This is a genomic window from Denitraticella aggregata (genome assembly GCF_048158365.1).
In the GTDB taxonomy this organism is placed as follows: domain Bacteria; phylum Pseudomonadota; class Gammaproteobacteria; order Burkholderiales; family Rhodocyclaceae; genus Azoarcus_F.
The window spans coordinates 85,519-100,894 of sequence record NZ_JBLLNL010000008.1; the positions used below are offsets into that span (position 1 = coordinate 85,519).

The 15,376-nt window shown below is 61.8% G+C and carries 10 protein-coding genes and 4 tRNA genes; 13 read left to right on the forward strand and 1 reads right to left on the reverse strand.

What is annotated here, in order from left to right:
* Window positions 1–4 precede the first annotated feature (4 nt).
* Complete coding sequence (locus tag ACKVEX_RS11175) at window positions 5–1,405, reverse strand: FAD-binding oxidoreductase (RefSeq protein ID WP_473215809.1); 1,401 nt, start codon at window positions 1,403–1,405, stop codon at window positions 5–7.
* Window positions 1,406–1,570: 165 nt separating this feature from the next.
* On the opposite strand from ACKVEX_RS11175, the gene ACKVEX_RS11180 reads away from it, so the two are divergent.
* From ACKVEX_RS11180 to rpoC, 13 genes are all read left to right on the forward strand, one after another.
* A tRNA-Tyr gene (locus tag ACKVEX_RS11180) sits at window positions 1,571–1,655 on the forward strand.
* 68 nt (window positions 1,656–1,723) lie between these two features.
* Window positions 1,724–1,797, forward strand: a tRNA-Gly gene (locus tag ACKVEX_RS11185).
* Window positions 1,798–1,820: 23 nt separating this feature from the next.
* Window positions 1,821–1,895 (forward strand) — tRNA-Thr (locus tag ACKVEX_RS11190).
* Window positions 1,896–1,974: 79 nt separating this feature from the next.
* A complete protein-coding gene (gene tuf, locus ACKVEX_RS11195; RefSeq protein ID WP_473215810.1) occupies window positions 1,975–3,165 on the forward strand; it encodes an elongation factor Tu in 1,191 nt (396 codons plus the stop codon).
* A gap of 70 nt (window positions 3,166–3,235) precedes the next feature.
* Window positions 3,236–3,311, forward strand: a tRNA-Trp gene (locus ACKVEX_RS11200).
* A gap of 25 nt (window positions 3,312–3,336) precedes the next feature.
* Window positions 3,337–3,684, forward strand: coding sequence for a preprotein translocase subunit SecE (secE, locus tag ACKVEX_RS11205; RefSeq protein ID WP_473215811.1), 348 nt, complete (start codon window positions 3,337–3,339; stop codon window positions 3,682–3,684).
* A gap of 2 nt (window positions 3,685–3,686) precedes the next feature.
* A complete protein-coding gene (gene nusG, locus ACKVEX_RS11210; protein WP_473215812.1) occupies window positions 3,687–4,220 on the forward strand; it encodes a transcription termination/antitermination protein NusG in 534 nt (177 codons plus the stop codon).
* Between the two features lie 101 nt (window positions 4,221–4,321).
* The gene (gene rplK / locus ACKVEX_RS11215; protein ID WP_473215813.1) at window positions 4,322–4,753 is read left to right on the forward strand and encodes a 50S ribosomal protein L11; all 432 of its coding nucleotides are present in this window, start codon (window positions 4,322–4,324) and stop codon (window positions 4,751–4,753) included.
* A 2-nt stretch (window positions 4,754–4,755) separates the two neighbouring features.
* Complete coding sequence (rplA, locus tag ACKVEX_RS11220) at window positions 4,756–5,454, forward strand: 50S ribosomal protein L1 (RefSeq protein ID WP_473215814.1); 699 nt, start codon at window positions 4,756–4,758, stop codon at window positions 5,452–5,454.
* A 293-nt stretch (window positions 5,455–5,747) separates the two neighbouring features.
* Window positions 5,748–6,272: a 50S ribosomal protein L10 gene (rplJ, locus tag ACKVEX_RS11225; RefSeq protein WP_473215815.1), complete on the forward strand. Its 525-nt coding sequence runs from the start codon at window positions 5,748–5,750 to the stop codon at window positions 6,270–6,272.
* Window positions 6,273–6,324: 52 nt separating this feature from the next.
* Window positions 6,325–6,705: a 50S ribosomal protein L7/L12 gene (gene rplL, locus ACKVEX_RS11230; RefSeq protein ID WP_473215816.1), complete on the forward strand. Its 381-nt coding sequence runs from the start codon at window positions 6,325–6,327 to the stop codon at window positions 6,703–6,705.
* Between the two features lie 168 nt (window positions 6,706–6,873).
* On the forward strand, window positions 6,874–11,007 hold the full coding sequence (gene rpoB / locus ACKVEX_RS11235) for a DNA-directed RNA polymerase subunit beta (RefSeq protein WP_473215817.1): 4,134 nt from the start codon (window positions 6,874–6,876) through the stop codon (window positions 11,005–11,007).
* A gap of 43 nt (window positions 11,008–11,050) precedes the next feature.
* A complete protein-coding gene (rpoC, locus tag ACKVEX_RS11240) occupies window positions 11,051–15,280 on the forward strand; it encodes a DNA-directed RNA polymerase subunit beta' (RefSeq protein WP_473215818.1) in 4,230 nt (1,409 codons plus the stop codon).
* Window positions 15,281–15,376: the final 96 nt, after the last annotated feature.

Below are 15,376 nucleotides of genomic sequence, written 5' to 3' on the forward strand. Positions count from 1 at the left end.
AGGTTCACGGCGCCTTGATGATCTTGCCGGGATTGAGCAGATCGTCCGGATCCAGCGCGCATTTGAGCGCGCGCATCGTGTCGACGGCGGCCTGCCCATGTTCGTCGATGAGGAAGTTCTGTTTGCCGCAGCCGATGCCGTGCTCGCCGGTGCAGGTGCCATCCATCGCGAGTGCCCTCGCCACGATGCTGCGGTTGAGGGCCTCGGCCCGCTCGAGTTCTGCTTCGTCGTCCGGCTTTACCAGAATCAGCGTGTGGAAGTTACCGTCCCCGACATGGCCGACGATCGGTGCGATCAGGCCGCTGGCCTCGATGTCCTGTCGCGTTCCGGCGATGCAGTCGGCCAGACGCGAGATCGGCACACAGACGTCGGTGGTGAGGCCGCGCGAGCCGGGGCGCAGGTTCAGGCAGGCAAAATAGGTGTCGTGACGCGCCTGCCACAGGCGGCTGCGATCCTCCGGGCGGCTCGTCCATTCGAAGTTCGCGCCGCCGTTGTCCATTGCCAGTGTTTGCACCGTGCGTGCCTGCTCCTCGACGCTGGCGGGCGAGCCGTGAAACTCGAAGAAAAGCATCGGAGCCTCTTCGAGCGTGGTCTTGCTGTACCGGTTGATCGCCTGCACCGTGAGCCTGTCGAGCAGTTCGATGCGCGCGATCGGCACGCCGAGCTGTATCGTCTCGATCACGGTGCGAACGGCCCGATCGACATCGGGAAACGCACAGACGGCAGCCGAGATCGCTTCGGGCAAGGGGTGGAGTCGCACCGTGATTTCGGTGATCAGCCCCAGCGTCCCTTCCGAACCGACCATCAATCGGGTCAGGTCGTAGCCTGCCGACGATTTGCGCGCGCGACTGCCGGTGCGGATGACGCGGCCATCGGCCATGACCACTTCCAGCGCGAGCACGTTGTCGCGCATCGTGCCGTATCGCACCGCGTTGGTGCCGGATGCCCGTGTGGCGGTCATGCCCCCGAGGCTCGCATCGGCGCCGGGGTCGATCGGGAAGAACAGACCGCTTCCGTGCAGTTCGGTGTTCAGCTGCTTGCGCGTGACGCCGGGTTGAACGACTGCGTCCAGGTCTTCCCCGCGTACCGCCAGCACCTTGTTCATCTCGGAGAAATCGACACTGATGCCCCCATGCAGGGCGAGGATATGGCCCTCGAGCGAGCTGCCGGCGCCATACGGGATGATCGGCACGCGATGTTCGCGGCAGGCCTTCACGATCGTGACCACATCCGACGTGGAGTGCGGCCAGACCACGGCATCGGGCAGGGCGTCCGGAAAGTGGGACTCGTCATGTCCGTGATGCGCACGCACCGCCTCGGCTGTGCTGAAACGCCCGCCGAAGGCCTGGGTCAGCGCAGCGATGAAGTCGTCCGGCAGGGGGCGATGTCTCGGTCGCGCATTCATGGCCATGTCTCCGTGCAGGCTGTATTCTGCGGACAGCCTACACCAGATGAGGCCGCAGGGGTTCCGGCGCTGGACCGCGGCGATGCGCTCGTAACGGCCCCAACATTTTTGCCGTAATATTTGACATTATTCTCGCTACGCTCTATAGTGCGGCGCTTCTCGCTTGGAGGGGTACCCAAGCGGTCAACGGGATCAGACTGTAAATCTGACGGCTCAGCCTTCGAAGGTTCGAATCCTTCCCCCTCCACCAAGCTTCGCCAGTTGTCCGGTGTTTGGCTGGCCTCGCAGCGGGCATGAAGCGGGTCGTCTGCGTTGTACGCGGGTGTAGCTCAATGGTAGAGCAGAAGCCTTCCAAGCTTACGACGAGGGTTCGATTCCCTTCACCCGCTCCAGGCCAGGCATGAACGATTTCGGAGCCCATGTAGCTCAGTGGTAGAGCACTCCCTTGGTAAGGGAGAGGCCACGTGTTCAATCCACGTCATGGGCACCACTATTTCGCAGGTCTCGCTGCGCGCGATTGTCGAAGTGACTTTGATCCGGATTTTCTGAACTGAACTAAAGGTGGTGATATGGCTAAAGGCAAGTTTGAGCGGACGAAGCCGCACGTAAACGTGGGCACGATCGGTCACGTTGACCATGGCAAGACGACTTTGACGGCGGCGATCACGACGATTCTGTCGAAGAAGTTCGGGGGCGAGGCGAAGGCGTACGACCAGATCGACGCGGCGCCGGAAGAGAAGGCGCGCGGGATCACGATCAACACGGCGCACGTGGAGTACGAGACCGAGAGCCGCCACTATGCGCACGTGGATTGCCCGGGTCACGCGGACTACGTGAAGAACATGATCACGGGTGCAGCGCAGATGGACGGTGCGATCCTGGTGTGCTCGGCCGCGGACGGCCCGATGCCGCAGACGCGCGAGCACATTCTGCTGGCCCGCCAGGTCGGCGTGCCGTACATCATCGTGTTTCTGAACAAGTGCGACATGGTCGACGATGAGGAGCTGCTCGAGCTGGTCGAGATGGAAGTGCGCGAGCTGCTGTCCAAGTACGATTTTCCGGGCGACGACATTCCGATCATCAAGGGTTCGGCGCTGAAGGCGCTCGAGGGCGACCAGAGCCCGATCGGCGAGCCGGCGATCCTTGAGCTGGCCGCTGCGCTGGACAGCTACATTCCGACGCCCGAGCGTGCGATCGACAAGCCGTTTCTGCTGCCGATCGAAGACGTGTTCTCGATCTCGGGCCGTGGTACGGTGGTGACTGGTCGTGTCGAGCGCGGGATCGTGAAGGTCGGTGAAGAAATCGAGATCGTCGGGATCAAGCCGACGGTCAAGACCACCTGCACGGGCGTGGAGATGTTCCGCAAGCTGCTCGATCAGGGTCAGGCGGGCGACAACGTGGGTGTGCTGCTGCGCGGCACCAAGCGTGAAGACGTCGAGCGCGGCCAGGTGCTGTGCAAGCCGGGTTCGATCAAGCCGCACACGCACTTCACGGGTGAGGTGTATGTGCTGAGCAAGGAAGAGGGCGGCCGTCACACGCCGTTCTTCAACAACTACCGTCCGCAGTTCTACTTCCGCACGACGGATGTGACCGGTTCGATCTCGCTGCCGGAAGGCACGGAGATGGTGATGCCGGGCGACAACGTGTCGATCACGGTGAAGCTGATCGCGCCGATCGCGATGGAAGAAGGTCTGCGTTTTGCGATCCGCGAAGGCGGTCGTACCGTCGGCGCCGGTGTCGTTGCCAAGGTCATCGAGTAATTGCGCCTGCAAGGGTAATCGCTCGGGGACGGGCGTCCTCCGCAAGAGGGCGCCCTCGTAGTTCTGCCGCAGGGGTATAGCTCAACTGGCAGAGCGTCGGTCTCCAAAACCGAAGGTTGGGGGTTCGATTCCCTCTGCCCCTGCCACTCTTTTCCGGATCTCAATAAGTCGATGGCCGATAAGATAAAGCTTGCACTGGCTCTTGCCCTGGTCGGGGCCGGGATAGCCGGCTTTTACGCTCTTTCCGAAATGGCGCTGGTCGTGCGCGTGCTGTCGGTGCTGATTGGTGTCGGCGTCGCGGTGGCCGTCGCCTGGCGGACCGAGTTGGGTCAGCGATTCGTTGCCTTCGCGCGTGAAGCGATCGTCGAAACCCGCAAGGTCGTCTGGCCGACCCGGAAAGAGACGGTTCAGATGACCGGAATGGTCTTTGCATTCGTGGTCGTGATAGCAATCTTCCTCTGGCTGACCGACAAGGGTCTCGAGTGGGTGTTGTACGACCTCGTTCTGGGTTGGAAGTGATCATGACGAAGCGCTGGTACGTGGTGCATGCCTATTCAGGCTTCGAGAAGTCCGTTCAGCGGGCTTTGGTGGAGCGGGTCAGCCGCGCCGGGATGCAGGATGCGTTCGGCCAGATTCTCGTGCCGGTGGAAGAGGTCGTCGAGATGAAAGGCGGCCAGAAGAGCATCACCGAACGCAAGTTCTTCCCGGGTTATGTGCTTGTCGAAATGGATATGAACGACGAGAGCTGGCACCTGGTGAAGTCGACGCCCAAGGTCACCGGGTTCGTCGGCGGTTCCGCGAACAAGCCGACGCCGATTTCCGAGAAGGAAGTCGAGAAGATCATGCACCAGATGCAGGAGGGCGTGGAGAAGCCGCGTCCCAAGGTCTTGTGGGAACTGGGCGAGGTGGTGCGTGTGAAGGAAGGTCCCTTCACCGACTTCCATGGAGCCGTGGAAGACGTCAACTACGACAAGAGCAAATTGCGGGTGTCGGTGACCATCTTCGGTCGCGCGACGCCAGTCGAACTGGATTTCGGTCAGGTCGAGAAGACCTGATCGGTCAGTGCCCTGCAAGGGGCGAATGCCCGGATCTTCCGGGTCTCGAGGAGCGTCGATACCGTCCGGCGCGCTTGTACTCACCATAGGAGTCAGCCTAGATGGCAAAGAAAATCATCGGCTACATCAAGCTGCAGGTGCCAGCTGGTAAAGCCAACCCAAGCCCCCCGATCGGTCCGGCGCTCGGTCAGCGCGGCCTGAACATCATGGAATTCTGCAAGGCCTTCAACGCCAAGACCCAGGGTCTCGAGCCGGGCCTGCCGATTCCGGTGGTCATTACTGCGTTTGCGGACAAGAGCTTCACCTTCATCATGAAGACGCCGCCGGCGTCCATCCTGATCAAGAAGGCGGCCAAGATCACGAAGGGCTCGCCGAAGCCGCATACCGACAAGGTCGGCAGCATCACGCGTGCCCAGGTCGAGGAGATTGCGAAGACCAAGATGCCGGATCTCACCGCCACGGATCTGGAAGCGGCCGTCAAGACCATTGCGGGTTCCGCCCGCAGCATGGGTATCACCGTGGAGGGCCTCTGATCATGGCCAAGATTTCGAAGCGTGTGCAGGCGCTGCGCGCCAAAGTGGATCGCAATCGCGTCTATCCCGTGGTCGAAGCGCTGACGCTGGTCAAGGAATGTGCGACCGCCAAGTTCGACGAGTCGATCGACATCTCCGTGAACCTCGGTGTGGATGCACGCAAATCGGACCAGCTGGTGCGTGGTTCGGTCGTGCTGCCGGCTGGAACCGGCAAGAGTGTGCGTGTCGCGGTGTTCGCGCAGGGCGACAAGGCCGAGTTGGCCCGTGCGGCCGGTGCGGACGTGGTCGGTTTCGATGACCTTGCGGCGGAGGTGAAGGCGGGCAATATCAACTTCGATCTGTGTATCGCCACCCCCGATGCGATGCGCGTCGTCGGTCAGCTCGGCCAGATCCTCGGTCCTCGTGGCCTGATGCCCAACCCGAAAGTCGGTACCGTGACGATGGACGTGGAGACCGCGGTCAAGAATGCCAAGGCCGGTCAGGTGCAGTACCGCACCGACAAGGCGGGCATCATCCATGCGACGATCGGTCGTGCATCTTTCAGCATCGAGGCCCTGCAGCAAAACGCGGGTGCGATCATCGACGCATTGGTCAAGGCCAAGCCGGCCGCGTCCAAGGGCGTGTACCTGCGCCGCGTCGCGGTGTCGAGCACCATGGGCACGGGTGTGAAGGTCGAGCCGGGCAGCATTTCGGCAGTTTGATTTACCGGGCGGCGTATGCCGCTCTGGAACTTTGGGCTGTCGCCCCGCAGGGGCGGCAGGTTGTCAAAGACCGTTGGGGGAAGATTCGGGCAGCTCGTTTCACAGGGTGACCGGACCGACCTTAATTCAGGTTCGCGATGAACCAACCCAACGCAGATGGCGTATCCCGAAACAGGATTTCGGTTCAGCATGTCCCCGAACATGAGCCTTGCTCCTGAAGACGGTCGCCTTGGTTGTCTGCAATGATGCCCGAAACGGTGTCTGCGCAGACGTTTCACTGAAGGGAGATGACCTTGGGTCTCAATCTTGATGACAAGAAGGCAGTCGTTGCCGAAGTGTCCGCCGAACTGGCGAGCGCCCAGGCCGTGATCGTCGCTGAGTACCGTGGTCTCGAAGTCGGGCATATCACCGCTCTGCGCGCTCAGGCGCGTTCGTCCGGTGTGTTCCTGCGCGTCCTCAAAAACACGCTCGTTCGCCGTGCCGTAGAAGGCACGCCGTTCGAGGGTCTGGCTACGCAGCTGGTGGGACCGCTGATCTATGGAATTTCCAAGGATCCGGTGGCTTCCGCGAAAGTGCTGCAGAATTTCGCCAAGACCCATGACAAGCTGGTGATCAAGGGCGGTGCGATGCCGAACTACGTCATGGACGCCGATGGCGTCAAGGCGTTGGCATCGATGCCGAGCCGCGAGGAACTGCTTGCCACGTTGTTGGGGACGATGCAGGCGCCGGTGGTCAAGTTCGTTCAGACGCTCAACGAAGTTCCGGGCAAGTTTGTTCGTACCGTGGCCGCACTGCGCGATTCCAAAGAGACTGCGTAATTCCCTAGATTCACCTTCTCGCGAAGGTGTTTACATGATTCAGGAGTAAGAAATGGCTGTGTCCAAAGACGAAATTCTGGAAGCAATTGGCAACATGACCGTGCTCGAGCTGTCTCAGCTCATCAAGGACATGGAAGAGAAGTTCGGCGTGTCGGCCGCCGCCGCTGTTGCAGTGGCCGCTCCGGCCGCCGCCGGTGGCGAAGCTGCCGCCGTGGAAGAGAAGACCGAGTTCGACGTGATCCTGCTGGCTCCCGGCGAGAAGAAGGTCGAGGCGATCAAAGTCGTCCGTGCCGCAACCGGCCTGGGCCTCAAGGAAGCCAAGGACCTGGTCGATGGCGCTCCGAAGGCAGTCAAGGAAGCTGTTTCCAAGGCTGACGCCGAGGCGCTCAAGAAGCAACTCGAAGACGCCGGCGCCAAGGTCGAGATCAAGTAAGTCCTTGGTTTTGTTCGGGGCTGGCGACCTTCGGGACGCCGGCCCTTTCGTGCTTTGTAACAGCAAATGGACATAACTCAGCGTACGATGTACCAGCCGCTTCGATCCCATTTCGCGTGGGGCGCTGTGTTCTGTCTCTTTGACGTCTGACCTCTACTCGGAGCATCCATGGCGTATTCCTACACCGAAAAGAAACGTATTCGCAAGAGTTTTGCCAAGCGCACCGCCGTGCGGAACGTGCCTTTCCTGCTCGCAACCCAGATCGATTCCTTCATCTCCTTCCTGCAGGCGGATACCCCGCCGGAGGTCAGGTTGAACGAGGGGCTGCAGGCGGCCTTCACGTCGATCTTCCCGATCGTCAGTCACAGCGGCAATGCCAGGCTCGAGTTCGTTCAATACATGCTGGGCGAACCCGCCTTCGATGTAAAGGAATGTCAGCAGCGCGGCCTGACCTTTGCGGCGCCCCTGCGGGCGCGCGTTCGTCTGGTGATCATGGATCGCGACGCGCCGAAGGAAACGATCAAGGAAGTGAAGGAGCAGGAAGTGTACATGGGCGAGATTCCGCTCATGACCACCACGGGTTCATTCGTGATCAACGGTACCGAGCGGGTCATTGTGTCCCAGTTGCACCGTTCCCCGGGCGTGTTCTTCGATCACGACCGGGGTAAGACGCATTCGTCGGGCAAGCTGCTGTTCTCGGCGCGCGTGATTCCGTACCGTGGTTCGTGGCTCGATTTCGAGTTCGACCCTAAGGACTGCCTGTTCTTCCGTGTGGATCGCCGGCGCAAGATGCCGGTCAGCATCCTGCTGCGCGCGATCGGCATGTCCCCGGAGGACATTCTCGAGGCTTTCCATGATTTCGACGCGTTCCGCCTGAACGGCGAGACCATCGGATTCGAGGTCGTGCCCGAACGCCTGCGTGGAGAGGTGGCGCGTTTCGACATTGCGGACGGCAGCGGCAAGGTCATCGTTGCGCGCGACAAGCGGATCACAGCGAAGCATATTCGCGAGATGGATCAGGCTGGCGTGCGGATGATCGAGGTTCCGGAAGACTTTCTGCTGGGACGCGTGATCGCACGCAACATCGCCGATCCCGAAACCGGAGAGTTGCTGGCGCGCGCCAACGACGAGATCACCGAGGACCTTCTCGCGAAAATGCGTATTGCCGGCATCGCGGATTTCCAGGTGCTGTACATCAACGATCTCGATCGCGGCGGATACATCTCGCAGACGCTGCGAATCGACGAGACCGCCGACCAGTGGGCGGCTCGGGTCGCGATCTACCGGATGATGCGTCCGGGCGAGCCGCCGACCGAGGATGCGGTCGAGGCCTTGTTCCAGGGACTGTTCTACGCCGAGGAGCGGTACGACCTCTCCGGCGTGGGGCGCATGAAGTTCAACCGGCGTGCCTATCCGGAGACGGTCGACGATCGCTCGCCGGGTTGGCTCAAGCGCTTCTATGAGCGGGTCGGCAAGTTCGACGAAGAGGGTCCTGGAACGCTGTCGAACGAGGACATCCTTGCAGTCATTGGGGTGCTGGTCGAATTGCGCAATGGCCGCGGCGAGATCGACGACATCGATCACCTCGGTAACCGTCGCGTCCGTTCGGTCGGTGAACTGGCCGAGAACCAGTTCCGTGCAGGTCTGGTCCGGGTCGAGCGCGCGGTCAAGGAGCGCCTGTCGCAGGCCGAATCCGACAACCTGATGCCTCACGACCTGATCAACGCGAAGCCGATCTCGGCCGCGATCAAGGAGTTCTTCGGGTCCAGCCAGTTGTCTCAGTTCATGGATCAGACCAACCCACTGTCGGAGATCACGCACAAGCGCCGCGTGTCGGCACTCGGCCCGGGCGGTCTGACGCGCGAGCGCGCCGGATTCGAGGTGCGCGACGTGCATCCGACCCATTACGGGCGCGTCTGCCCGATCGAAACGCCCGAAGGCCCGAACATCGGCCTGATCAACTCGCTCGCCGTGTATGCGCGCACCAATCGCTATGGTTTCCTCGAGACACCGTATCGCAAGGTCGTCGACGGCGTCGTGACCGACCAGATAGATTATCTGTCCGCGATCGAGGAAGGGCATTACGTGATCGCGCAGGCGAATGCCGACATGGACGAAAGCGGCCGACTGGTCGGCGATCTGGTGTCGTGTCGTTTCAAGGGCGAATTCACGCTGTCGACGACCGACCAGATCCAGTACATGGACGTCGCGCCGGGCCAGATCGTGTCGGTCGCCGCCTCGCTGATTCCGTTTCTCGAGCATGACGACGCAAACCGTGCGCTGATGGGCGCCAACATGCAGCGCCAGGCGGTCCCGTGCCTGCGTCCCGAGAAGCCGCTGGTCGGCACCGGAATCGAACGCACCGTCGCGGTCGATTCGGGTACCGCAGTGCGTGCGCGACGGGGTGGTGTGGTCGACTATGCCGATGCCAACCGGATCGTGGTCCGGGTCAATGACGACGAGACTCTGGCGGGCGAGGTCGGTGTCGACATCTACAACCTGATCAAGTACACGCGCTCGAACCAGAACACCAACATCAACCAGCGTCCGATCGTGAAGGTCGGCGATCTGATCGGCAGTGGTGACGTGATCGCGGACGGTGCGTCGACTGACCTCGGCGAACTGGCGGTCGGACAGAACATGCTGGTCGCGTTCATGCCGTGGAACGGCTACAACTTCGAGGATTCGATCCTGATCTCCGAGCGCGTGGTGGCCGACGATCGTTTCACGTCCATCCACATCGAGGAATTGACGGTCGTCGCGCGCGACACCAAGCTCGGCCCCGAGGAGATCACCCGGGATATCGCGTCGCTGGGCGAAGCCCAGATGTCGCGTCTGGACGACTCGGGCATCGTGTACATCGGTGCGGAGGTCGAGGCGGGCGACGTGCTGGTCGGCAAGGTCACGCCCAAGGGCGAGACCCAGCTGACCCCGGAAGAGAAGCTGTTGCGTGCGATCTTCGGCGAGAAGGCCTCCGACGTGAAGGACACTTCGTTGCGGGTGCCGTCCGGCATGGTCGGCACGGTCATCGACGTGCAGGTGTTCACGCGTGAGGGCATCGAGCGTGACAAGCGCGCGCAGTCGATCATCGACGACATGTTGCGCAGCTTCAAGACCGATCTGGCCGATCAGATGCGTATCGTCGAGCGCGATGCGTTCGCGCGTATGCGCCGGTTGATCGTCGGGCAGAAGGTCAATGGCGGTCCGCGCAAGCTCGCCAAGGGGACCGAAGTCAGCGAAGCCTATCTGGATTCGCTCGAGCAGTACCACTGGTTCGACATCCGCATGGCGGACGAGGGGATCGCGGCTCAGCTCGAAGCGATTCGCGAAGGCCTGGAGAAGACCCGCAAGGATTTCGAGCTCGCCTTCGAGATCAAGAAGAAGAAGCTCACCCAGGGCGATGAGTTGCCCCCGGGTGTGCAGAAGATGGTCAAGGTCCACCTCGCGGTCAAGCGTCGCCTGCAGCCGGGCGACAAGATGGCCGGTCGTCATGGCAACAAGGGCGTGGTTTCGCGCATCGTGCCGGTCGAGGACATGCCCTACATGGCCGATGGCACTCCGGTCGATATCGCGTTGAACCCGCTCGGCGTGCCGTCGCGGATGAACATCGGTCAGATTCTGGAGACACATCTCGGGCGTGCCGCGAAGGCGCTGGGGCAGCGGATCGACGAGATGCTGCGTCGCAATGCCGCGGTGTCCGAAGTCCGTGCGATGCTCGACAAGATCTACAACGGCAGCGGCAAGAAAGAGGATCTGGACTCCATGACCGACGCCGAGATCATCGAACTCGCGTCCAATCTGAAGCATGGCGTGCCGTTCGCGACGCCGGTGTTCGACGGTGCGAACGAGTCCGAGATCGAGGCGATGTTCGAGCTGGCGGGGCTGGACCCCAGCGGCCAGGTCACGCTCTATGACGGACGCACCGGGGACGCCTTCGATCGCAAGGTGACGGTCGGCTACAAGCATGTGCTCAAGCTGCACCATCTGGTCGATGACAAGATGCATGCCCGTTCCACCGGCCCTTATTCGCTGGTCACCCAGCAGCCTTTGGGCGGCAAGGCGCAGTTCGGCGGACAGCGTTTCGGGGAGATGGAGGTCTGGGCGCTCGAGGCCTATGGCGCCGCCTACACGCTGCAGGAGATGCTGACCGTGAAGTCGGACGATGTCACCGGTCGTACCAAGGTCTACGAGAACATCGTGAAGGGTGAACACAGGATCGATGCCGGCATGCCGGAGTCGTTCAACGTGTTGGTGAAGGAAATCCGCTCCCTCGCGATCGACATCGATCTGGACACTTATTGACCCGGGTGAAAGCCCCTTAATGCTTACCCGGATGGAGTGATACATGAAAAGCCTGCTCGCTGACCTGTTCAAGCAAACCCTTCCCAATGAGGATCAGTTCGACGCGATCACGGTCGGTCTGGCCTCACCGGACAAGATCCGTTCCTGGTCCTACGGCGAGGTCCGTAAGCCGGAAACCATCAACTACCGAACCTTCAAGCCGGAGCGGGACGGGTTGTTCTGCGCCAAGATCTTCGGACCGGTCAAGGATTACGAGTGCCTGTGCGGCAAGTACAAGCGGCTCAAGCATCGTGGCGTGATCTGCGAGAAATGCGGCGTCGAAGTGACGCTGTCCAAGGTTCGGCGTGAGCGCATGGGCCACATCGAGCTGGCCAGCCCGGTCGCGCACATCTGGTTCCTGAAGAGCCTGCCGAGCCGCCTGGGCATGGTGCTGGACATGACCCTGCGCGACATCGAACGCGTGCTGTACTTCGAAGCCTTCGTCGTGGTCGAGCCCGGTCTGACGCCGTTGACCCGCGGTCAGTTGCTGACCGAGGACGACTATCTGGCCAAGGTCGAGGAGTACGGTGACGATTTCGATGCGTCGATGGGTGCCGAGGGCATCCGCGAATTGCTGCGTACACTCGACCTCAACAACGAAGTCGAGAAATTGCGCGGCGAACTCGAGACGACCGGCTCGGAAGCCAAGGTCAAGAAGTTCTCGAAGCGCCTCAAGGTACTCGAGGCCTTCCAGAGCTCCGGGATCAAGCCCGAGTGGATGATCCTCGAAGTATTGCCGGTGTTACCGCCCGATCTGCGTCCGCTGGTGCCGCTGGACGGCGGTCGTTTCGCGACCTCGGATCTGAACGACCTGTATCGTCGCGTGATCAACCGCAACAACCGTCTGAAGCGGCTGCTGGAACTCAAGGCGCCCGAGATCATCGTGCGCAACGAGAAGCGCATGTTGCAGGAGTCGGTCGATTCGCTGCTCGACAACGGTCGCCGCGGCAAGGCGATGACCGGCCCGAACAAGCGGCCGCTGAAGTCGCTGGCTGACATGATCAAGGGCAAGGGCGGCCGTTTCCGTCAGAATCTGCTGGGCAAGCGGGTCGATTATTCCGGCCGTTCGGTCATCGTGGTCGGTCCGCAGTTGAAGCTGCACCAGTGCGGCCTGCCCAAGCTGATGGCGCTGGAACTGTTCAAACCCTTCATCTTCAACAAGCTCGAACTGCGCGGTCTGGCGACCACGATCAAGCAGGCCAAGAAGATGGTCGAAAGCCAGGAGCCGGTGGTGTGGGACATTCTCGAAGAGGTGATCCGAGAGCACCCGGTCATGCTGAACCGCGCGCCGACGCTGCACCGTCTCGGCATCCAGGCGTTCGAACCGGTCCTTATCGAAGGCAAGGCGATCCAGCTTCACCCGCTGGTCTGCGTCGCGTTCAACGCCGACTTCGACGGTGACCAGATGGCCGTTCACGTGCCCCTGTCGCTCGAGGCGCAGATGGAAGCGCGCACGCTGATGCTCGCGTCGAACAACGTTCTGTCGCCGGCCAACGGCGAGCCGATCATCGTGCCGTCCCAGGACATCGTGCTGGGTCTGTATTACGCGACCCGCGAGGCGATCAACGCGCCCGGTGAGGGCATGATGTTCTCCGATGTCGCCGAGGCGCGTCGTGCCTACGAGTCCGGCTACGCTTCGTTGCACGCCAAGGTCTCGGTGCGTATCCCGACGGTCGAGTTTGGACCGGACGGTGAGCACATCCCGGTTCTGCAACGCTATGAAACGACTGTCGGTCGCGCGCTGCTGTCCGACATCCTGCCGGCCGGTCTGCCGTTCAGCATCATCGACAAGGCGCTGCAGAAAAAGGAAATTTCAAAACTCATCAACGCGACATTCCGTCGGTGCGGGCTGAAGGAGACGGTGGTCTTCGCAGACAAGCTGATGCAGTTCGGCTTCACGCTGGCGACTCGCGCGGGTATCTCGATTGCGGTCAAGGACATGCTCGTCCCGAGCGAGAAGAACGTACTGATCGCCGAAGCGGAAAAGGAAGTCAAGGAGATCGCCGATCAATACACGTCGGGTCTGGTGACCGACGGCGAGCGCTACAACAAGGTCGTGGATATCTGGGGCCGTGCAGGCGACCAGGTCGCCAAGGCGATGATGGACCAGTTGGGCCAGGATGACGTGGTCAATCGTGACGGCGAGACGGTCAAGCAGGAGTCGTTCAACTCGATCTACATGATGGCCGACTCGGGGGCACGGGGTTCGGCCGCGCAGATCCGTCAGCTGGCGGGCATGCGCGGCCTGATGGCCAAGCCGGATGGTTCGATCATCGAGACCCCGATCACGACGAACTTCCGTGAAGGTCTGAACGTTCTGCAGTACTTCATCTCCACCCACGGCGCGCGCAAGGGTCTGGCCGATACCGCGTTGAAGACCGCGAACTCGGGTTACCTGACCCGTCGTCTGGTCGACGTGACCCAGGATCTGGTGGTTACCGAAGACGATTGCGGCACCCGCGAGGGTTTCGTGATGAAAGCCCTGATCGAGGGCGGCGAAGTGGTCGAACCGCTGCGCGAACGCATCCTTGGCCGTGTCTGTGCCGAAGATCTGGTGAATCCGGATACGCAGGAAACGCTGATCGAAGCGGGCACGCTCCTGACCGAAGACATGGTCGAATTGATCGACAGCGTCGGTATCGATGAGGTCAAGGTCCGAACTGCACTGACCTGCGAAACCCGCTTCGGTATTTGCGGCAAATGTTACGGGCGTGACCTGGGCCGCGGCAGCGAGGTGAACGTCGGAGAGGCTGTCGGTGTCATCGCGGCGCAGTCCATCGGTGAGCCGGGCACCCAGCTGACGATGCGGACCTTCCACGTCGGTGGCGCGGCCTCGCGTGCAGCGGCGGCCAGTGGTGTCGAGGCGAAGTCGGGCGGGACGATCCGGTTTGCGGGCAACATGCGTTATGTGACGAACGCCAAGGCCGAGAAGGTCGTCATCGCGCGTTCGGCGGAACTGGTGGTGGCCGACGACATGGGTCGCGAGCGCGAGCGTCACAAACTGCCCTACGGCGCGACACTGTTCGTCGATGACGGCATGACGATCAAGGCGGGGCTGCAGCTGGCCACATGGGATCCGCACACCCGGCCGATCATCACCGAGTACGCAGGTACGGTGCGGTTCGAGAACGTCGAGGAAGGCGTGACCGTCGCGAAGCAGATCGACGAGGTCACCGGCCTGTCGACGCTGGTGGTCATCGACGCGAAGCGTCGTGCGTCCGGTACCGGCAGCAAGGGCGTGCGTCCGCAGGTCAAACTGCTGGACGAACAGGGCGAGGAGGTCCGCAATGCCGGCACCGATCACTCGGTAGCGATCACGTTCCAGGTGGGTTCGCTGATCACCGTCAAGGATGGCCAGCAGGTCAGTGTCGGCGACGTGCTGGCGCGTATTCCCCAGGAGTCGGCCAAGACCCGTGACATCACCGGGGGTCTGCCGCGTGTGGCCGAACTGTTCGAGGCCCGCGCACCCAAGGACGCTGGCGTGCTGGCCGAGTTCACCGGCACTGTGTCGTTCGGCAAGGATACCAAGGGCAAGCAGCGTCTGGTCATCACCGAGCCCGACGGCACCGCGCACGATTTCCTGATTCCCAAGGACAAGCATCTGATGGTGCACGACGGGCAGGTGGTCAATAAGGGTGAGCTGATCGTCGACGGCCCGGCCGATCCGCACGACATCCTGCGTCTGCAGGGCGTATCCGCGCTGGCGCGCTACATCATCGACGAGGTGCAGGACGTTTATCGACTGCAGGGCGTAAAGATCAACGACAAGCACATTGAGGTTATCGTCCGTCAGATGTTGCGTCGTGTCGTGATCACCGACCCCGGCGAAACCCGCTTCATTCGGGAAGAGCAGGTCGAGCGTTCGGATGTGCTCGAGGAGAACGACCGGATGGAAGCCGAGGGCAAGCTGCCGTGCAACTATGAAAACGTATTGCTCGGCATCACCAAGGCTTCGTTGTCCACCGATTCCTTCATCTCGGCGGCATCGTTCCAGGAGACTACGCGCGTGCTGACCGAAGCGGCCATCATGGGCAAGCGCGATGAACTGCGTGGGCTGAAGGAGAACGTCATAGTGGGTCGCCTGATACCGGCCGGAACGGGCATGGCCTACCATCGCAACAGACGGAACCAGGCCGCGGGGGAAGATCTCGGCGCCGAGCATGCATGGCCCAGTGTGGATGAGACGCCGGCCGAAGTTACCGGCGATGCCGCACAGGACGTGCAGGCAGGTTGACGAGAGACCGCGACTCGGCGTAAAATCCGGCCTCTTTATGCGGGCTGACCAATCGTAGTCAGCGTCGTGCTCGCAAGGGGTGGTGTTCGCGCCCGG

Bases quoted from the DNA above. Each gene is read 5' to 3' on its own strand.
- ACKVEX_RS11175 (WP_473215809.1), bottom strand. From the start codon at position 1,405: ATGAATGCGCGACCGAGACATCGCCCCCTGCCGGACGACTTCATCGCT.
- rplK (WP_473215813.1), top strand. From the start codon at position 4,322: ATGGCAAAGAAAATCATCGGCTACATCAAGCTGCAGGTGCCAGCTGGT.
- rplL (WP_473215816.1), top strand. From the start codon at position 6,325: ATGGCTGTGTCCAAAGACGAAATTCTGGAAGCAATTGGCAACATGACC.
- rpoC (WP_473215818.1), top strand. From the start codon at position 11,051: ATGAAAAGCCTGCTCGCTGACCTGTTCAAGCAAACCCTTCCCAATGAG.
- nusG (WP_473215812.1), top strand. From the start codon at position 3,687: ATGACGAAGCGCTGGTACGTGGTGCATGCCTATTCAGGCTTCGAGAAG.
- rplA (WP_473215814.1), top strand. From the start codon at position 4,756: ATGGCCAAGATTTCGAAGCGTGTGCAGGCGCTGCGCGCCAAAGTGGAT.
- rpoB (WP_473215817.1), top strand. From the start codon at position 6,874: ATGGCGTATTCCTACACCGAAAAGAAACGTATTCGCAAGAGTTTTGCC.
- tuf (WP_473215810.1), top strand. From the start codon at position 1,975: ATGGCTAAAGGCAAGTTTGAGCGGACGAAGCCGCACGTAAACGTGGGC.
- secE (WP_473215811.1), top strand. From the start codon at position 3,337: ATGGCCGATAAGATAAAGCTTGCACTGGCTCTTGCCCTGGTCGGGGCC.